Here is a 17,674-nt window from a genome sequence, read left to right on the forward strand (position 1 = left end):
GGGAACAGAATAGGGAGAAATAACCAAATTAGCTTTTTGATTTGTTAAACTGTATTTAGAAAGGGGAAAAGAATGATTAAAGAATTGTATGAAGAAGTCCAGGGGAGTGTATATAAGTGTAGAAATGAATATTACCTTCATTTGTGGGAGTTATCGGATTGGGACCAAGAGGGAATGATTTGCTTACATGAATTGATCAGTAGAGAAGAAGGACTGGTAGAAGATATCCCTCGTTTAAGGAAATATTTCAAAACCAAGTTTCGAAATCGAATTTTAGACTATATCCGTAAGCAAGAAAGCCACAAACGAAGATATAATAAAGAACTTTATGAAGAAGTGGGTGATATAAGTCATCGTATAAGTGAGGGCGGTCTGTGGCTAGATGATTATTATCTCTTTCATGAAACACTAAGAGATTATAGAAACAAACAAAGTAAAGAGAAACAAGAAGAACTAGAACGCGTCTTAAGAGATGAACGCTTCCGAGGGCGTCAAAGAGTGCTAAAGGACTTACGCATTGTGTTTAAAGAGTTTGACATCCGTACTCATTAGGAATTCATGCAAAAAAATAAAAAAAGTTTAAAAAAGGTGTTGACAAAGTTTGAAAAGTGGGTATAATAGTAAGAGTTGAAAATAACAGCTCTGGTCCGTTGGTCAAGGGGTTAAGACACCGCCTTTTCACGGCGGTAACACGGGTTCGAATCCCGTACGGACTATGGTATGTTGCGGTTGAAACACTTGATGAAAAAAAGTTTAAAAAAGTTTCAAAAAAGTGTTGACAAGCGAAAGTGACTGTGATATACTAATATAGTTGTCGCTTGAGAGAAGCGAGTGACAAAGACCTTTGAAAACTGAACAAGACGAACCAATGTGCAGGGCACTACAACTAAGGTTGTAGTACTGAACAATGAAAAAACAATAAATCTGTCAGTGACAGAAATGAGTGAGAACTCAAACTTTTAATGAGAGTTTGATCCTGGCTCAGGACGAACGCTGGCGGCGTGCCTAATACATGCAAGTAGAACGCTGAAGGAGGAGCTTGCTTCTCTGGATGAGTTGCGAACGGGTGAGTAACGCGTAGGTAACCTGCCTGGTAGCGGGGGATAACTATTGGAAACGATAGCTAATACCGCATAAGAGTAGATGTTGCATGACATTTGCTTAAAAGGTGCAAATGCATCACTACCAGATGGACCTGCGTTGTATTAGCTAGTTGGTGGGGTAACGGCTCACCAAGGCGACGATACATAGCCGACCTGAGAGGGTGATCGGCCACACTGGGACTGAGACACGGCCCAGACTCCTACGGGAGGCAGCAGTAGGGAATCTTCGGCAATGGACGGAAGTCTGACCGAGCAACGCCGCGTGAGTGAAGAAGGTTTTCGGATCGTAAAGCTCTGTTGTAAGAGAAGAACGAGTGTGAGAGTGGAAAGTTCACACTGTGACGGTATCTTACCAGAAAGGGACGGCTAACTACGTGCCAGCAGCCGCGGTAATACGTAGGTCCCGAGCGTTGTCCGGATTTATTGGGCGTAAAGCGAGCGCAGGCGGTTAGATAAGTCTGAAGTTAAAGGCTGTGGCTTAACCATAGTACGCTTTGGAAACTGTTTAACTTGAGTGCAAGAGGGGAGAGTGGAATTCCATGTGTAGCGGTGAAATGCGTAGATATATGGAGGAACACCGGTGGCGAAAGCGGCTCTCTGGCTTGTAACTGACGCTGAGGCTCGAAAGCGTGGGGAGCAAACAGGATTAGATACCCTGGTAGTCCACGCCGTAAACGATGAGTGCTAGGTGTTAGACCCTTTCCGGGGTTTAGTGCCGTAGCTAACGCATTAAGCACTCCGCCTGGGGAGTACGACCGCAAGGTTGAAACTCAAAGGAATTGACGGGGGCCCGCACAAGCGGTGGAGCATGTGGTTTAATTCGAAGCAACGCGAAGAACCTTACCAGGTCTTGACATCCCTCTGACCGCTCTAGAGATAGAGCTTTCCTTCGGGACAGAGGTGACAGGTGGTGCATGGTTGTCGTCAGCTCGTGTCGTGAGATGTTGGGTTAAGTCCCGCAACGAGCGCAACCCCTATTGTTAGTTGCCATCATTCAGTTGGGCACTCTAGCGAGACTGCCGGTAATAAACCGGAGGAAGGTGGGGATGACGTCAAATCATCATGCCCCTTATGACCTGGGCTACACACGTGCTACAATGGCTGGTACAACGAGTCGCAAGCCGGTGACGGCAAGCTAATCTCTTAAAGCCAGTCTCAGTTCGGATTGTAGGCTGCAACTCGCCTACATGAAGTCGGAATCGCTAGTAATCGCGGATCAGCACGCCGCGGTGAATACGTTCCCGGGCCTTGTACACACCGCCCGTCACACCACGAGAGTTTGTAACACCCGAAGTCGGTGAGGTAACCGTAAGGAGCCAGCCGCCTAAGGTGGGATAGATGATTGGGGTGAAGTCGTAACAAGGTAGCCGTATCGGAAGGTGCGGCTGGATCACCTCCTTTCTAAGGATAAGGAACTGCGCATTGGTCTTGTTTAGTCTTGAGAGGTCTTGTGGGGCCTTAGCTCAGCTGGGAGAGCGCCTGCTTTGCACGCAGGAGGTCAGCGGTTCGATCCCGCTAGGCTCCATTGGTGAGAGATCACCAAGTAATGCACATTGAAAATTGAATATCTATATCAAATAGTAACAAGAAAATAAACCGAAAACGCTGTAGTATTAATAAGAGTTTATGACTGAAAGGTCAGAAAATAAGGTTAAGTTAATAAGGGCGCACGGTGGATGCCTTGGCACTAGGAGCCGAAGAAGGACGTGACAAACGACGATATGCCTTGGGTAGCTGTAAGTAAGCGATGATCCAGGGATTTCCGAATGGGGGAACCCAACAGGTACTACCTGTTACCCGCATCTGTTAAGGATGTGAGGAGGAAGACGCAGTGAACTGAAACATCTAAGTAGCTGCAGGAAGAGAAAGCAAAAGCGATTGCCTTAGTAGCGGCGAGCGAAACGGCAGGAGGGCAAACCGAAGAGTTTACTCTTCGGGGTTGTAGGACTGCAATGTGGACTCAAAGATTATAGAAGAATGATTTGGGAAGATCAGCCAAAGAGAGTAATAGCCTCGTATTTAAAATAGTCTTTGTACCTAGCAGTATCCTGAGTACGGCGGGACACGTGAAATCCCGTCGGAATCTGGGAGGACCATCTCCCAACCCTAAATACTCCCTAGTGACCGATAGTGAACCAGTACCGTGAGGGAAAGGTGAAAAGCACCCCGGGAGGGGAGTGAAATAGAACCTGAAACCGTGTGCCTACAACAAGTTCGAGCCCGTTAATGGGTGAGAGCGTGCCTTTTGTAGAATGAACCGGCGAGTTACGTTATGATGCGAGGTTAAGTTGAAGAGACGGAGCCGTAGGGAAACCGAGTCTGAATAGGGCGAATTAGTATCATGACGTAGACCCGAAACCATGTGACCTACCCATGAGCAGGTTGAAGGTGCGGTAAGACGCACTGGAGGACCGAACCAGGGCACGTTGAAAAGTGCTTGGATGACTTGTGGGTAGCGGAGAAATTCCAAACGAACTTGGAGATAGCTGGTTCTCTCCGAAATAGCTTTAGGGCTAGCGTCGACATAAAGATTCTTGGAGGTAGAGCACTGTTTGGGTGAGGGGTCCATCCCGGATTACCAATCTCAGATAAACTCCGAATGCCAATGAATTATGGTCGGCAGTCAGACTGCGAGTGCTAAGATCCGTAGTCGAAAGGGAAACAGCCCAGACCACCAGCTAAGGTCCCAAAATAATTGTTAAGTGGAAAAGGATGTGGGGTTGCACAGACAACTAGGATGTTAGCTTAGAAGCAGCTATTCATTCAAAGAGTGCGTAATAGCTCACTAGTCGAGTGACCCTGCGCCGAAAATGTACCGGGGCTAAAACAATTTACCGAAGCTGTGGATACCTTTATAGGTATGGTAGGAGAGCGTTCTATGTGTGAAGAAGGTGTACCGTGAGGAGTGCTGGAACGCATAGAAGTGAGAATGCCGGTATGAGTAGCGAAAGACAGGTGAGAATCCTGTCCACCGTAAGACTAAGGTTTCCAGGGGAAGGCTCGTCCGCCCTGGGTTAGTCGGGACCTAAGGAGAGACCGAAAGGTGTATCCGATGGACAACAGGTTGATATTCCTGTACTAGAGTATGTAGTGATGGAGGGACGCAGTAGGCTAACTAAAGCAGACGATTGGAAGTGTCTGTCTAAGCAGTGAGGTGTGAATTGAGTTAAATGCTTAGTTCTATAACATTGAGCTGTGATGGGGAGCGAAGTTTAGTAGCGAAGTTAGTGACGTCACACTGCCAAGAAAAGCTTCTAGCGTTTAAACATACTCTACCCGTACCGCAAACCGACACAGGTAGTCGAGGCGAGTAGCCTCAGGTGAGCGAGAGAACTCTCGTTAAGGAACTCGGCAAAATGACCCCGTAACTTCGGGAGAAGGGGTGCTGACTTTAAGTCAGCCGCAGTGAATAGGCCCAAGCAACTGTTTATCAAAAACACAGCTCTCTGCTAAATCGTAAGATGATGTATAGGGGGTGACGCCTGCCCGGTGCTGGAAGGTTAAGAGGAGTGCTTAGCGTAAGCGAAGGTATGAATTGAAGCCCCAGTAAACGGCGGCCGTAACTATAACGGTCCTAAGGTAGCGAAATTCCTTGTCGGGTAAGTTCCGACCCGCACGAAAGGCGTAATGATTTGGGCACTGTCTCAACGAGAGACTCGGTGAAATTTTAGTACCTGTGAAGATGCAGGTTACCCGCGACAGGACGGAAAGACCCCATGGAGCTTTACTGCAGTTTGATATTGAGTGTCTGTACCACATGTACAGGATAGGTAGGAGTCTATGAGATCGGGACGCCAGTTTCGAAGGAGACGTTGTTGGGATACTACCCTTGTGTTATGGCCACTCTAACCCAGATAGGTGATCCCTATCGGAGACAGTGTCTGACGGGCAGTTTGACTGGGGCGGTCGCCTCCTAAAAGGTAACGGAGGCGCCCAAAGGTTCCCTCAGAATGGTTGGAAATCATTCGCAGAGTGTAAAGGTATAAGGGAGCTTGACTGCGAGAGCTACAACTCGAGCAGGGACGAAAGTCGGGCTTAGTGATCCGGTGGTTCCGTATGGAAGGGCCATCGCTCAACGGATAAAAGCTACCCTGGGGATAACAGGCTTATCTCCCCCAAGAGTTCACATCGACGGGGAGGTTTGGCACCTCGATGTCGGCTCGTCGCATCCTGGGGCTGTAGTCGGTCCCAAGGGTTGGGCTGTTCGCCCATTAAAGCGGCACGCGAGCTGGGTTCAGAACGTCGTGAGACAGTTCGGTCCCTATCCGTCGCGGGCGTAGGAAATTTGAGAGGATCTGCTCCTAGTACGAGAGGACCAGAGTGGACTTACCGCTGGTGTACCAGTTGTCTTGCCAAAGGCATCGCTGGGTAGCTATGTAGGGAAGGGATAAACGCTGAAAGCATCTAAGTGTGAAACCCACCTCAAGATGAGATTTCCCATGATTATATATCAGTAAGAGCCCTGAGAGATGATCAGGTAGATAGGTTAGAAGTGGAAGTGTGGCGACACATGTAGCGGACTAATACTAATAGCTCGAGGACTTATCCAAAGTAACTGAGAATACGAAAGCGAGAGGTTTTCTTGGTTTGAATAGATATTCAATTTTGAGTAGGTATTACTCAGAGTTAAGTGACGATAGCCTAGGAGATACACCTGTACCCATGCCGAACACAGAAGTTAAGCCCTAGAACGCCGGAAGTAGTTGGGGGTTGCCCCCTGTGAGATATGGAAGTCGCTTAGCTCTAGGGAGTTTAGCTCAGCTGGGAGAGCATCTGCCTTACAAGCAGAGGGTCAGCGGTTCGATCCCGTTAACTCCCAAAGGTCCCGTAGTGTAGCGGTTATCACGTCGCCCTGTCACGGCGAAGATCGCGGGTTCGATTCCCGTCGGGACCGTTAGAATAACGGAAGTTATTTTAGACTCGTTAGCTCAGTTGGTAGAGCAATTGACTTTTAATCAATGGGTCACTGGTTCGAGCCCAGTACGGGTCATATCTGCGGGTTTGGCGGAATTGGCAGACGCACCAGATTTAGGATCTGGCGCTTAACGGCGTGGGGGTTCAAGTCCCTTAACCCGCATTAAGATATAATAAATGAGCCGGCTTAGCTCAGTTGGTAGAGCATCTGATTTGTAATCAGAGGGTCGCGTGTTCAAGTCATGTAGCCGGCATTTTTAGATAGAAGAAAACAGTGCGAACGTAGTTCAGTGGTAGAACACCACCTTGCCAAGGTGGGGGTCGCGGGTTCGAATCCCGTCGTTCGCTTGGAGAGGCCGGGGTGGCGGAACTGGCAGACGCACAGGACTTAAAATCCTGCGATTGGTAACGATCGTACCGGTTCGATTCCGGTCCTCGGCATAAACTAATGAGCACCCTTAGCTCAACTGGATAGAGTACCTGACTACGAATCAGGCGGTTAGAGGTTCGACTCCTCTAGGGTGCATTTTTCTTTTTAACTCGGGAAGTAGCTCAGCTTGGTAGAGTACTTGGTTTGGGACCAAGGTGTCGCAGGTTCGAATCCTGTCTTCCCGATATATTACAGAGATATGTGAGTGTGTATTTTTAAAACTAGATATTATATACATTAAGAGAGAATCATTTTGGTTCTCTCTTTTTTGATTTTCAGCAATTCATTTTGATTGCGTATATTTTTTTGTTTCCTGATTTGTTCAATGAATACTGTAGTTTAGGTACATAAATTAAAATTTAACAGATTGTATAATTCTTACAAACTTTTAAGAAAGTAATTGAAGAGTTTTTTGTCCTACATATAATATATATGTTTGTACGATAAAAATTTCCGCTCTTTTGATTTTAAATAAGTATTAGTTTACATTATAGTGTGAATGGGGTTTGATATCTCTTTTGAGGAAGTTGCCTTAGATTTTTCTACTTGTGTTTTATTGTATAGTGTATCTTGCTTGTTTTGAACAGAATCTTTTATGACATTTGTCATATCTCCTCATGACAGAAGCTTCTAGTGATTCTACCTTCAAAGAATTATACTAGATGTATCAAGTGGAGGAAGAAAAAATGAAACATAAAGTAATTGTCGCAATGAGTTTAGTAGCAGCAGGAGTCATGACTTATCTCATGTTCTCAGGATTGGATGAAGATTTCTATCATTTTCCTTGGGAGCTATTTGCAGGATTTGGAATGATGTCCTGGCTTATCCGAGAAGGTTTGAAATTAGTCTCAGATGTGAAAAAGGAGTTTGAAAAATGAAAAAAGCGTTTCTCTATCTTTTTATTGGACTATCACTAGTGGTATGGTTGGTAGAAATGTTTACAGGTTGGTTTGATCAAGCCTTCCTTCACCAATTCATCCGTGGTGCCTGGGGACTAGGATTTATGATTTTTATCGTCTTTCCTATGGGAAAGGAGTGGCTGAAAGGAGAATATCATGAACATGATTAAGGTAGAAAGTCTAAATAAAAACATCAAGGGCAAGGCTATTTTGAAGGATATTTCTTTTGAGGTAGCTGAAGGTGAATGCGTCGCCTTGATTGGGCCCAATGGAGCTGGGAAGACAACACTCTTAGATTGTTTGCTTGGAGATAAACTAGTCACAAGCGGTCAAGTATCTATTCAAGGTTTACCAGTGACGAGTTCTAAGTTAGCCTATACTAGGGCTTACCTCCCTCAAGAAAATGTAATCGTTCAGAAATTAAAAGTTAAAGAGTTGATTGCTTTCTTTCAACGTATCTATCCAAATCCCTTAAACAACCAGGAAATCGATCAACTATTACAGTTTGACCAGCAACAAAAAGAGCAATTCGCAGAAAAATTATCAGGTGGACAAAAGCGTCTTTTCTCTTTTGTCTTGACCTTAATTGGGCGACCAAAGCTTGTCTTTTTAGATGAACCAACTGCTGCTATGGATACCTCTACTCGTCAACGTTTTTGGGAAATTGTTCAGGAGCTAAAAGCGCAGGGAGTCACCATTCTCTATTCGTCCCATTATATTGAGGAAGTGGAACACACCGCAGACCGCATTTTGCTCTTAAATAAGGGAGAGTTGATTCGCGATACGACACCACTAGCCATGCGTAGCGAGGAAATAGAAAAGCACTTTATCCTTCCTATATCTTATAAGGAAGTCGTTGAGAAGTCAGTCTTGGTTGAAAGGTGGGTACAAAAACAAGATGCTCTGCAAGTTGTCACACGAGAGGCAAATGCTTTCTGGGAACTATTAGTCCGAGCAGGATGTAGGATTCAAGAAATTGAAGTCAATAATCGTAGCTTGCTGGATACAATCTTTGAAGAAACACAAAAGGGAGATGACTAAGATGAAACAATGGATCGCACTAAACAAGATAGAATTTCTATTGACCAAACGACAATTAGTCTATTATCTATTATCCGTAGGGATGCCGACAGCCTTCTATCTATTCTTTTCAGGCATGTACCAGGACACACCAGGTGGACCGGCTAATTTTATGCGCGACTACCTCATCTCCATGACTGCCTTTTCCATGATGTCGACCGCTATCTTTTCATTCCCAGCTGTCTTACATACCGATAAGATGAACAACTGGCAGAAAACATTGCGTCATAGCCCTGTAAATATGGTAGAATATTATCTATCAAAGATAACAAGTATGCTGGTTGATTATTTGGTTTCAATTTTGGTTGTTTTTACAGTTGGGCATTTTGTAAGAGGTGTGGATATGCCTTTAGCAAGTTGGGTTGGTGCTGCGATTTTGCTTATTTTGGGAAGTATTGCTTTTGTAGCGCTTGGCTTGACCTTGACGCTCTTACCGACTAGTCAGCTGATGTCTGTTGTGGGCAATCTTCTTTATCTAGGGTCGGCTGTTTTAGGTGGGCTCTGGATGCCTATCTCTTTATTTCCAGACTGGATGCAAGCAGTCGGTAAGTGTCTCCCGACCTATCAGTTGATGGAGTTGCTCAAGACCTTTTTAAACGAGGGTGGTATCAATCTATCAGCCACAGTTTATTTACTTGTTTTTTCAGCAGTTTTATTTGGTTTGACCATTTACCTTCAAGGTCATAAGGAGAATGCTTAATGCTTGAAAGACTGAAAAGCATACATTATATGTTTTGGGCCAGTTTAATTTTTATGATTTTCCCCATCCTACCTGTAGTGACTGGATGGCTTTCTGCCTGGCATTTATTGATTGATATTCTATTTGTAGTGGCATATTTGGGTGTTTTAATAACTAAGAACCAGCGCATATCATGGCTTTTCTGGGGGATCATGCTGGTCTATGTAGCTGGGAATACCGCCTTTGTTGCTGTGAATTATATCTGGTTTTTCTTTTTCCTTTCCAATCTCTTAATTTATCATTTTGGCGTACGTAGTTTAAAGTCTTTACATGTATGGACATTTCTCCTTGCTCAAGTCCTTGTTGTGGGGCAACTTTTGATTTTTCAGAGAATCGAAGTTGAGTTTCTAGTCTATCTGCTTGTAATTCTTGCTTTTGTTGATTTGATGACTTTGGGCTCGGTTCGGATTCGACTTGTCGAGGATTTGAAAGAAGCTCAGGTCAAGCAAAATATCCAGATAAATCTATTGCTAGCAGAAAATGAGCGCAATCGTATCGGTCAAGATTTGCATGATAGTCTGGGACATACCTTTGCTATGCTGAGTGTCAAGACAGATTTAGCCTTGCAGTTATTTCAGATGGAGGCTTATCCACAGGTGGAAAAGGAATTAAGAGAAATACAGCAAATTAGCAAAGAATCAATGCGTGAAGTGCGAACCATTGTGGAAAATCTGAAATCACGGACTTTAACATTAGAACTTGAAACTGTCAAAAAGATGCTGGAAATTGCTGGGATTGAGGTGGAAATAGCTAATCAACTAGATACAGCTAGCTTAACTCAGGAATTGGAGTCAACGGCTTCCATGATTTTGCTTGAATTAGTGACCAATATCATCAAACATGCTAAAGCGTCTAAAGTCTACTTGAAATTAGAACGGACAGAGAAGGAATTGCTCCTGACGGTCAGAGATGACGGGAAAGGTTTTGCAACTGTAACAGAAAATGAGCCCCATACGGTTCGAGATCGTGTTATTCCATTTTCGGGAGAGGTAAAGGTGATTAGTCAGAAACAACCGACAGAAGTTCAGGTTCGACTACCTTATAAGGAGAGAAAGTAGATGAAAGTATTAGTCGCAGAAGATCAAAGTATGTTGCGAGATGCTATGTGCCAGTTGCTTGCCTTTCAAGCAGATGTAGAGTCTGTCTTACAAGCCAAGAATGGGCAAGAAGCAATCCAACTCTTAGAAAAAGAGTTCGTAGATATTGCCATTCTTGATGTAGAGATGCCTGTGAAGACAGGTCTTGAAGTCTTGGAGTGGATACGAGCAGAAAAGCTAGAAACAAAGGTGGTTGTGGTGACGACCTTCAAGCGTCCTGGTTACTTTGAACGTGCGGTCAAGGCTGGAGTAGATGCTTATGTATTAAAAGAAAGAAACATTGCAGACCTCATGCAAACCTTGCACACCGTCCTCGAGGGACGCAAGGAGTATTCACCTGAATTGATGGAAGTGGTGATGACACATCCCAATCCATTAACAGAGCAAGAAATCGCAGTTTTAAAGGGAATCACTCAGGGCTTGTCTAACCAAGAAATTGCAGATCAACTTTATTTATCAAACGGAACCGTCCGAAACTATGTCACCAATATTCTTTCGAAACTAGATGCTGGTAATCGAACAGAGGCAGCTAATATCGCAAAAGAATCTGGTTGGTTGTGATACTATCATATCTCGAAAACCATTATGTGCTAAAATTGATGGGATTCAATGAAATAATTTGTAACTTGAGGAGGCTTAGTTTCCTCCTTTTTGTTTACTCTAAGGTGTAGCAAGGAGCTAAACCTAGGCTTTCTATGAAATTTTTTCAATCAATCTTCAAAAAACACTTGAAAGTGTTTACAATTAGTGATAGAATGGAATAAGTAGAAACATGAAAACGAAATTTTCACATCTTCACTTTTGTAAGTAGATGTAGAGCTTCAATCGGTGCCTCTACTTGTAAAAGAATGTGTGGGATAGAAAGGGCAGGAAAAGGAATGAATGCAGATGATACAGTAACCATTTATGATGTCGCTCGTGAAGCAGGTGTTTCCATGGCGACGGTCAGCCGTGTGGTCAATGGCAATAAAAATGTAAAAGAGAATACCCGTAAAAAAGTGCTAGAGGTAATTGATCGTTTGGATTATCGTCCAAATGCAGTTGCGCGTGGTCTTGCAAGTAAAAAGACAACTACTGTTGGTGTCGTGATTCCAAATATTACCAATGGTTATTTTTCGAGTTTGGCCAAGGGGATTGATGATATTGCAGAAATGTACAAGTACAATATTGTCCTAGCTAATAGCGATGAAGATAACGAGAAAGAAGTTTCTGTTGTCAATACCCTCTTTTCAAAGCAGGTAGATGGCATTATCTTTATGGGTTATCACTTGACAGATAAAATTCGCTCAGAATTTTCGCGTTCACGTACTCCGATTGTTCTCGCAGGAACTGTCGATGTTGAGCACCAGTTGCCAAGTGTCAACATTGACTATAAGCAAGCAACGATTGATGCAGTGAGTTACCTTGTTAAAGAAAATGAACGTATTGCTTTTGTTAGCGGTCCGCTAGTGGATGACATCAATGGTAAGGTTCGTTTAGTTGGCTACAAGGAAGCCTTGAAGAAAGCAGGAATCGCTTATAGTGAAGGTTTGGTATTTGAATCTAAGTATAGCTATGATGATGGTTACGCCTTGGCAGAGCGTTTGATTTCATCAAATGCAACTGCAGCAGTTGTGACAGGTGATGAGTTGGCAGCAGGAGTCTTGAACGGTTTGGCTGATAAGGGTGTTTCTGTGCCAGAAGATTTTGAAATTATTACTAGTGATGATTCACAAATCTCACGCTTTACCCGTCCAAACTTGACAACGATTGCCCAACCTCTTTATGACCTTGGTGCCATTAGTATGCGTATGTTGACCAAGATTATGCACAAGGAAGAGTTGGAAGAACGTGAAGTTCTCTTACCTCATGGTTTGACAGAACGTCGTTCAACACGAAAACGGAAATAGAAAAAATCAGGGAATCGTGAAGATTTCCTGATTTTGTGCTCTTAAACAAGAGATGTTGACTCAATGAATACCACAGAGCGGACTAGGAGGCTTGTTGAAGGCTACGCAACACACCGTTTTGAGGTTGCAGATAGAACTGACGAAGTCAGCTCAAGGCACTGCTTTGAGGTTGTAGATAGAACTGACGAAGTCAGCTCAAAACATGTTTTTGAGGTTGCAGATAGAATTGACGAAGTCAGTAGCCATACATACGGCAAGGCGACGCTGACGTGGTTTGAAGAGATTTTCGAAGAGACTTAGCCTTCCATATAGTCTTTCAAAGCCTGTCCTTTTAGTCCGGCATTGAGGGCAATGAGGAGTTTCAAGCGGGCTTTTTGGGCGTTAAGTTCTTTAACAAAGAAAACGCCTGATTTTTGCAACTGCACGCCCCCACCTTGGTAGGCATAAACAGGCTCAGCGATACCGTTAAAGCATCGTGAAACCAGGGCGACTGGGATTCCTTTTTGCAGAAGGCTTTCTAATTTTTGAGCCGTTTCTTTGGGAATATTACCAGCTCCGAAGGCTTGGATAATCAAACCGTCCAATTGTTTCAAATCCAGCATATCAATCAGCTCATCTGTCATACCAGCATAAGCAGAGATGATAGGGACTAAGCCTTGTATGTGATCAAGGTCAAAGCGGACACGAGGCTCAGCTGTTTTAAAGTAGAGGATTTCGTGTTTCATGATCAGACCAAGTGGTCCGTGTGTTGGAGTCTGGAAGGTGTTGACGTTGGTTGTATGCGTTTTGGTAACATACTTGGCAGCGTGGATTTCATCGTTCATAACGACCAAAACTCCTTTATCAGCAGCCCTGTCATCGCTAGCCACCCTTAAAGCACTCAGATAATTATAAACACCATCACTGCCGAGTTCATTGGAGCTGCGCATTGCCCCTGTTAGAACGATAGGCATATGGGGAACTTCCATGGTATCAAGGAAATAGGCTGTTTCCTCTAAAGTATCGGTTCCGTGTGTGATCACCACTCCATCGTAGTTATCTGCTTCCTCTTTAATTTTCTGGTAGAGAGCCAGCATATGCTTGGGTTTGATATGGGGGCTTGGCAGGTTAAAAAAGTCTAAGGCGTGGACTTGGATTCCTTCAAGTGGGTTGGACACATGATTCATGGGATTATCTGAACTCGTCACAACAGCGCCAGAAGCATCGGCCTGCATGGAAATAGTCCCACCTGTATGTAAAACAAGGATTTTCTTAGGCATGATTTACTCACTCTTTCTGAAATGTGGTATAATCATTGTATCACAAAAGGGGAGATTGGGATAGGATGGAAGTCAAAGCGGTTTTTTTTGATATCGACGGAACCTTGGTCAACGATCGCAAGAGTGTTTTGAAATCCACTAAGGACGCGATTAAAATCGTCAAAGAACAAGGGGTGCTTGTCGGTGTAGCGACAGGACGAGGACCTTTTTTTGTTAAGGAATTGATGGACGATTTGGACCTGGACTTTGCGGTAACCTACAATGGCCAGTATATCTTTACTAAAGACAGAGTCTTGTTCACGAGCCCAATTTCCAAGTTACATTTGCGCCATCTTATTACGTATGCTAAAAAAGAGGGCAAGGAGATTGCCCTAGGGACCAAGGATGCCATGCTGGGTTCCAAAATCATGTCCTTTGGTCTGGGTTCTTTTTCCCAACGAATCAGTCGCTTCGTTCCCTCTGTTTTAACTCGGACAGTGAGTCAGTCTTTTAATCGCATGGTCAGCAAGGTTGTTCCCCAAAAGGAAGAAGACCTGCTTCATCTGATGAATCAGCCTATCTACCAAGTTTTGATGCTGATGACGCCAGAAGAATCTGAGAAGGCGGCAGCTGATTTTGAAGACTTGAAATTGACACGTAGCAATCCTTTTGCTGCAGATGTCATCAATCAGGGAAATTCTAAATTAGAAGGCATTCGCCGAGTCGGGAAAGAATATGGCTTTGACCTCAACCAAGTCATGGCCTTTGGTGACTCAGATAATGACCTTGAAATGCTGGCTGGTGTCGGTATGTCGGTCGCTATGGGAAATGGTAGTAGCAGTGTCAAGGAAGTTGCCAAGCACATTACCACTAGCAATCAACAAGATGGGATCCACAAGGCCTTGGAACATTTTGGTGTTTTGTCTTCAGAAAAAGTCTTTGTCAGCCGTGACTATCATTTCAATAAGGTCAAGACCTTCCACCACATGATGGATGAACGGACCCAAGAAGAACCTCGAGCTTGGGATTTAGAAGGTGCAACCCACAGGGCTGGTTTTAAAATAGAAGAATTGGTGGAGTTTGTTCGAGCTGCCAGCCCTTCTGAAGAGGACTTTGGTCAAGCTCTATCGCAACTTCATCAAGCTCTTGATAAGGCGGCAGATAAGGTAGCCAAGAAGACGCCTGCCCAGCAAGATTTGATAGGGCAGGTGGATGCCTTGATTGACACACTTTACTTCACCTATGGCAGTTTTGTCTTGATGGGAGTGGACCCAGAACGTATTTTTGATATTGTTCATCAGGCCAATATGGGGAAAATTTTCCCAGATGGCAAGGCTCATTTTGATCCAGTGACCCACAAAATCTTAAAACCAGATGATTGGGAAGAAAAATATGCTCCAGAACCTGCTATTAAAAAGGAACTGCAGCGCCAGCTAAAGGCTTATGAACGCCATAAAGAGAGAAATAATACTCAATGAAAATCAAAGAGCAAACTAGGAAACTAGCCGCAGGCTGCTCAAAGCACTGCTTTGAGGTTGTGGATAGAACTGACGAAGTCAGCTCAAAACACTGTTTTGAGGTTGCAGATGAAACTGACGAAGTCAGTAACATACCTACGGCAAGGCGACGTTGACGTGGTTTGAATAGTATAAATAGTAAACAAAAAGGAGCGTTGAGCTCCTTTTCTTCGTGATTATAAGGTTTTTTCTTGTTCTCTCACAACCAGCAAATCGACCTTAGCATGGCGGAGAATGTATTCAGATGAAGAGCCGACCAAGAGGCGTTCAAAGGCGTTGAGACCAGTTGCGCCAACTAGAATGAGGTCCACTTCCTCAGCATCTGGAATAGTACGTGCTAGTAGGGTCTTTGGATTTCCCATTTCAATGACGATATGAACATCTGCCACACCAGCATCTTTAGCACGTTTTTCGTACTCTTTCATCAGACTTTCAGCGTCAACTTGGAGTTGTTCGTAAACTTCAGCATCAAAGGTGGATACGCTTTGGAGAGCGCGTGTGTCAATGACATGGGCGATGGTGAGTTTAGCGTCGTTTCGTAGAGCAGAATGAACTCCTTTGATAAAAGCCAAGTCCGCTTCCTTAGAACCATCGATTGCGACCATAATATTTTGGTAACGTTGTGCCATAATGAAACCTCCTGAAATTTTCTTACTATCATTGTAAACCTTTTCACTATAGAAGTAAAGCAAAAAAAGTATTTTTCAAAAGAATGTTAGTGCTTAAAATCTATATAAATATATGATAAAATAAAAGAAAGGATAGCAGGAAAGAAGTGAAGGGAGGGAGAATGATGAAAAACTCTTTTCAAACATCAAATTTCCTTTATTATGGAATCATTCTAGTTTCAGTCTTGGTAGAAGTTGTCATGATCTGGCAATTAGAGAGTCTGGTACCGTTTCTTTATCCAGGGTTTATCGGATTTTTAGTCTTTCATGTACTCTACCATCTAATCTTATTCCTGGTTGCAAAACGAAGTGGGCGTTGGGATTACTTGATGATATGGGGGCTTTTCCTCATGTTCAATCTTCTCTATGACTCCTTTTTAGGCTTACTTTTTCTAGGTTTATCTTTTGGTATGTGATATGTCTTTCGCAAAATACCTGCTATCTCCCCTGTCTTGACCTCGCTTTTAGCGAGGCTTTTCTTCTGTAGGATTTTAGTAACACATTTCAGCAAACTTGTCGCATTGTCTTTCTAGTGGTATAATGTTACTATCTCGATGAATTGAGGAAACAAGATGAAAGAATATAACAAGTCTAGTAAGTTAGAGCATGTTGCTTATGATATCCGTGGCCCTGTTTTGGAAGAAGCCATGCGGATGCGAGCAAATGGAGAAAAGATTTTACGTCTGAATACAGGAAATCCAGCAGAATTTGGCTTTACAGCGCCAGATGAGGTCATTCATGACTTGATTATGAATGCGCGTGATAGTGAAGGATATTCTGACTCCAAAGGGATTTTTTCAGCCCGTAAGGCCATCATGCAGTATTGCCAATTGAAGAAATTCCCAAACGTAGATATTGATGATATCTACCTTGGAAATGGTGTCAGTGAGCTGATTGTCATGTCCATGCAGGGGCTTTTGGACAATGGAGATGAGGTCTTAGTGCCAATGCCAGACTATCCTTTATGGACAGCGGCTGTCAGCCTAGCTGGAGGAAATGCCGTTCACTATATCTGTGATGAAGCTGCAGAATGGTATCCAGATATTGACGATATCAAGTCAAAAATTACTTCCAATACCAAGGCAATCGTCCTTATCAATCCAAATAATCCAACTGGAGCCCTTTATCCTAAGGAACTCTTGTTGGAGATTATTGAGATTGCCCGTCAAAACGATTTGATTATCTTTGCGGATGAAATTTACGACCGCATGGTAATGGATGGTCATGTGCATACGCCTGTTGCGAGCTTGGCACCAGATGTCTTCTGTGTCAGCATGAATGGTCTATCAAAATCCCATCGTATCGCTGGTTTCCGTGTGGGTTGGATGGTCTTGTCTGGACCTAAGACTCATGTCAAAGGCTATATCGAAGGGCTCAATATGCTGTCCAATATGCGCCTTTGCTCTAACGTTTTGGCCCAACAAGTCGTACAAACTTCCTTGGGTGGCCACCAATCAGTTGATGAATTGCTTCTTCCAGGTGGACGAATATATGAGCAAAGAAACTTTATCTACAATGCCATTCAAGAAATCCCAGGTTTGTCTGCTGTTAAACCCAAGGCCGGACTCTATATCTTCCCTAAAATCGACCGAAATATGTACCGTATAGATGATGATGAGCAGTTTGTCCTTGATTTCTTGAAGCAGGAAAAGGTTCTCTTGGTTCATGGTCGTGGTTTTAACTGGAAGGAACCAGACCACTTCCGTATCGTTTACCTTCCTCGTGTTGATGAGTTAGCCCAAATCCAAGAAAAGATGACTCGTTTCTTGAAACAGTATCGTAGATAGGGCTTACATTCGAAAAAGCGCCAAAAAGCTGGAAACATTTGCCTTGAGCTATTGACAAAAGTGAAAGAATCAGATAGAATAGTAAAGTATGTTTAGTAACTGATCACTTTATAGCCGGCTAAACGAATACAAATCTATGAGGAGGTATTCATCGTGAAACGTACTTATCAACCAAGTAAACTTCGTCGTGCGCGCAAACACGGATTCCGTAACCGTATGTCAACTAAAAACGGTCGTCGCGTATTGGCAGCTCGTCGTCGTAAAGGACGCAAAGTTTTGGCTGCATAATCCAAACGAACCATAACAAAAATCA

The 17,674-nt window shown here is 43.7% G+C and carries 16 protein-coding genes, 11 tRNA genes and 3 rRNA genes; 28 read left to right on the forward strand and 2 right to left on the reverse strand.

The features are described from left to right. The first annotated feature begins 72 nt into the window (after window positions 1-72). The 23 genes from SP4011_RS01430 (at window position 73) to SP4011_RS01540 (ending at window position 12,451) form a co-directional block, all read left to right on the forward strand. Entirely contained in the window at window positions 73-552 is a 480-nt protein-coding gene (locus SP4011_RS01430) for a sigma-70 family RNA polymerase sigma factor (RefSeq protein ID WP_338619553.1), read from the forward strand. Between the two features lie 92 nt (window positions 553-644). Beyond that, window positions 645-716, forward strand: a tRNA-Glu gene (locus tag SP4011_RS01435). A 242-nt stretch (window positions 717-958) separates the two neighbouring features. Beyond that, window positions 959-2,504 (forward strand): 16S ribosomal RNA (locus SP4011_RS01440). A gap of 51 nt (window positions 2,505-2,555) precedes the next feature. Further along, window positions 2,556-2,628, forward strand: a tRNA-Ala gene (locus tag SP4011_RS01445). Between the two features lie 124 nt (window positions 2,629-2,752). After that, window positions 2,753-5,653, forward strand: a 23S ribosomal RNA gene (locus SP4011_RS01450). Window positions 5,654-5,729: 76 nt separating this feature from the next. Continuing rightward, a 5S ribosomal RNA gene (gene rrf / locus SP4011_RS01455) occupies window positions 5,730-5,845 on the forward strand. Together the 16S, 23S and 5S rRNA genes with 11 tRNA genes alongside form the textbook arrangement of a ribosomal RNA operon. A 4-nt stretch (window positions 5,846-5,849) precedes the next feature. After that, window positions 5,850-5,922 (forward strand) — tRNA-Val (locus SP4011_RS01460). A 2-nt stretch (window positions 5,923-5,924) separates the two neighbouring features. Beyond that, window positions 5,925-5,997, forward strand: a tRNA-Asp gene (locus SP4011_RS01465). A 23-nt stretch (window positions 5,998-6,020) separates the two neighbouring features. Continuing rightward, window positions 6,021-6,093: transfer RNA gene (locus tag SP4011_RS01470), tRNA-Lys, on the forward strand. A gap of 5 nt (window positions 6,094-6,098) precedes the next feature. Continuing rightward, window positions 6,099-6,180 (forward strand) — tRNA-Leu (locus SP4011_RS01475). 18 nt (window positions 6,181-6,198) lie between these two features. After that, window positions 6,199-6,271 (forward strand) — tRNA-Thr (locus SP4011_RS01480). Window positions 6,272-6,293: 22 nt separating this feature from the next. Further along, a tRNA-Gly gene (locus tag SP4011_RS01485) sits at window positions 6,294-6,365 on the forward strand. Window positions 6,366-6,372: 7 nt separating this feature from the next. Next, window positions 6,373-6,458, forward strand: a tRNA-Leu gene (locus SP4011_RS01490). Between the two features lie 11 nt (window positions 6,459-6,469). Continuing rightward, window positions 6,470-6,543: transfer RNA gene (locus SP4011_RS01495), tRNA-Arg, on the forward strand. A 15-nt stretch (window positions 6,544-6,558) separates the two neighbouring features. Next, window positions 6,559-6,632, forward strand: a tRNA-Pro gene (locus tag SP4011_RS01500). Window positions 6,633-7,133: 501 nt separating this feature from the next. Then, on the forward strand, window positions 7,134-7,325 hold the full coding sequence (locus SP4011_RS01505; protein WP_012972435.1) for a hypothetical protein: 192 nt from the start codon (window positions 7,134-7,136) through the stop codon (window positions 7,323-7,325). Further along, on the forward strand, window positions 7,322-7,516 hold the full coding sequence (locus SP4011_RS01510; RefSeq protein ID WP_112445176.1) for a hypothetical protein: 195 nt from the start codon (window positions 7,322-7,324) through the stop codon (window positions 7,514-7,516). Before SP4011_RS01505 ends, SP4011_RS01510 begins: the two co-directional genes overlap by 4 nt. Further along, complete coding sequence (locus tag SP4011_RS01515) at window positions 7,503-8,387, forward strand: ATP-binding cassette domain-containing protein (protein ID WP_112445174.1); 885 nt, start codon at window positions 7,503-7,505, stop codon at window positions 8,385-8,387. The genes SP4011_RS01510 and SP4011_RS01515 overlap by 14 nt, the downstream gene beginning before the upstream one ends. A gap of 1 nt (window position 8,388) precedes the next feature. Then, window positions 8,389-9,126, forward strand: a complete 738-nt coding sequence (locus SP4011_RS01520; protein WP_164226905.1) for an ABC transporter permease — start codon at window positions 8,389-8,391, stop codon at window positions 9,124-9,126. Then, complete coding sequence (locus tag SP4011_RS01525) at window positions 9,126-10,223, forward strand: sensor histidine kinase (protein ID WP_338619554.1); 1,098 nt, start codon at window positions 9,126-9,128, stop codon at window positions 10,221-10,223. The genes SP4011_RS01520 and SP4011_RS01525 overlap by 1 nt, the downstream gene beginning before the upstream one ends. Continuing rightward, window positions 10,224-10,823 (forward strand): response regulator transcription factor, encoded by a 600-nt coding sequence (locus SP4011_RS01530; protein ID WP_338619555.1) that lies wholly within the window; start codon window positions 10,224-10,226, stop codon window positions 10,821-10,823. A gap of 317 nt (window positions 10,824-11,140) precedes the next feature. Then, window positions 11,141-12,151, forward strand: coding sequence for a catabolite control protein A (ccpA, locus tag SP4011_RS01535; protein ID WP_173212244.1), 1,011 nt, complete (start codon window positions 11,141-11,143; stop codon window positions 12,149-12,151). A 63-nt stretch (window positions 12,152-12,214) separates the two neighbouring features. Continuing rightward, the gene (locus SP4011_RS01540) at window positions 12,215-12,451 is read left to right on the forward strand and encodes a hypothetical protein (protein WP_338619557.1); all 237 of its coding nucleotides are present in this window, start codon (window positions 12,215-12,217) and stop codon (window positions 12,449-12,451) included. Here SP4011_RS01540 and SP4011_RS01545 read toward each other — a convergent pair. Further along, window positions 12,448-13,410, reverse strand: coding sequence for an asparaginase domain-containing protein (locus tag SP4011_RS01545; RefSeq protein WP_173233624.1), 963 nt, complete (start codon window positions 13,408-13,410; stop codon window positions 12,448-12,450). The two genes, SP4011_RS01540 and SP4011_RS01545, sit on opposite strands and share 4 nt — an antisense overlap. A 65-nt stretch (window positions 13,411-13,475) precedes the next feature. Between SP4011_RS01545 and SP4011_RS01550 the strand changes: the two genes are divergently transcribed. After that, on the forward strand, window positions 13,476-14,867 hold the full coding sequence (locus SP4011_RS01550) for a Cof-type HAD-IIB family hydrolase (RefSeq protein ID WP_196312505.1): 1,392 nt from the start codon (window positions 13,476-13,478) through the stop codon (window positions 14,865-14,867). Next, complete coding sequence (locus SP4011_RS01555; protein WP_218774513.1) at window positions 14,864-15,022, forward strand: hypothetical protein; 159 nt, start codon at window positions 14,864-14,866, stop codon at window positions 15,020-15,022. The genes SP4011_RS01550 and SP4011_RS01555 overlap by 4 nt, the downstream gene beginning before the upstream one ends. A gap of 60 nt (window positions 15,023-15,082) precedes the next feature. On the opposite strand, the gene SP4011_RS01560 is transcribed toward SP4011_RS01555, so the two are convergent. Further along, on the reverse strand, window positions 15,083-15,535 hold the full coding sequence (locus SP4011_RS01560) for a universal stress protein (protein ID WP_031223038.1): 453 nt from the start codon (window positions 15,533-15,535) through the stop codon (window positions 15,083-15,085). Between the two features lie 161 nt (window positions 15,536-15,696). Here SP4011_RS01560 and SP4011_RS01565 point away from each other — a divergent pair, with 161 nt between their 5' ends. From SP4011_RS01565 to rpmH, 3 genes are all read left to right on the forward strand, one after another. After that, the gene (locus SP4011_RS01565) at window positions 15,697-15,990 is read left to right on the forward strand and encodes a hypothetical protein (protein WP_173254593.1); all 294 of its coding nucleotides are present in this window, start codon (window positions 15,697-15,699) and stop codon (window positions 15,988-15,990) included. Between the two features lie 156 nt (window positions 15,991-16,146). Beyond that, the gene (locus SP4011_RS01570) at window positions 16,147-17,361 is read left to right on the forward strand and encodes a pyridoxal phosphate-dependent aminotransferase (RefSeq protein WP_000666459.1); all 1,215 of its coding nucleotides are present in this window, start codon (window positions 16,147-16,149) and stop codon (window positions 17,359-17,361) included. A 153-nt stretch (window positions 17,362-17,514) separates the two neighbouring features. Then, a complete protein-coding gene (gene rpmH, locus SP4011_RS01575) occupies window positions 17,515-17,649 on the forward strand; it encodes a 50S ribosomal protein L34 (protein WP_000831905.1) in 135 nt (44 codons plus the stop codon). Window positions 17,650-17,674 lie beyond the last annotated feature (25 nt).

Source organism: Streptococcus parapneumoniae (genome assembly GCF_037076355.1).
Classification (GTDB): Bacteria; Bacillota; Bacilli; order Lactobacillales; family Streptococcaceae; genus Streptococcus; species Streptococcus parapneumoniae.

Bases quoted from the DNA above. Each gene is read 5' to 3' on its own strand.
- SP4011_RS01430 (WP_338619553.1), top strand. From the start codon at position 73: ATGATTAAAGAATTGTATGAAGAAGTCCAGGGGAGTGTATATAAGTGT.
- SP4011_RS01505 (WP_012972435.1), top strand. From the start codon at position 7,134: ATGAAACATAAAGTAATTGTCGCAATGAGTTTAGTAGCAGCAGGAGTC.
- SP4011_RS01510 (WP_112445176.1), top strand. From the start codon at position 7,322: ATGAAAAAAGCGTTTCTCTATCTTTTTATTGGACTATCACTAGTGGTA.
- SP4011_RS01515 (WP_112445174.1), top strand. From the start codon at position 7,503: ATGAACATGATTAAGGTAGAAAGTCTAAATAAAAACATCAAGGGCAAG.
- SP4011_RS01520 (WP_164226905.1), top strand. From the start codon at position 8,389: ATGAAACAATGGATCGCACTAAACAAGATAGAATTTCTATTGACCAAA.
- SP4011_RS01525 (WP_338619554.1), top strand. From the start codon at position 9,126: ATGCTTGAAAGACTGAAAAGCATACATTATATGTTTTGGGCCAGTTTA.
- SP4011_RS01530 (WP_338619555.1), top strand. From the start codon at position 10,224: ATGAAAGTATTAGTCGCAGAAGATCAAAGTATGTTGCGAGATGCTATG.
- ccpA (WP_173212244.1), top strand. From the start codon at position 11,141: ATGAATGCAGATGATACAGTAACCATTTATGATGTCGCTCGTGAAGCA.
- SP4011_RS01540 (WP_338619557.1), top strand. From the start codon at position 12,215: ATGAATACCACAGAGCGGACTAGGAGGCTTGTTGAAGGCTACGCAACA.
- SP4011_RS01545 (WP_173233624.1), bottom strand. From the start codon at position 13,410: ATGCCTAAGAAAATCCTTGTTTTACATACAGGTGGGACTATTTCCATG.
- SP4011_RS01550 (WP_196312505.1), top strand. From the start codon at position 13,476: ATGGAAGTCAAAGCGGTTTTTTTTGATATCGACGGAACCTTGGTCAAC.
- SP4011_RS01555 (WP_218774513.1), top strand. From the start codon at position 14,864: ATGAAAATCAAAGAGCAAACTAGGAAACTAGCCGCAGGCTGCTCAAAG.
- SP4011_RS01560 (WP_031223038.1), bottom strand. From the start codon at position 15,535: ATGGCACAACGTTACCAAAATATTATGGTCGCAATCGATGGTTCTAAG.
- SP4011_RS01565 (WP_173254593.1), top strand. From the start codon at position 15,697: ATGATGAAAAACTCTTTTCAAACATCAAATTTCCTTTATTATGGAATC.
- SP4011_RS01570 (WP_000666459.1), top strand. From the start codon at position 16,147: ATGAAAGAATATAACAAGTCTAGTAAGTTAGAGCATGTTGCTTATGAT.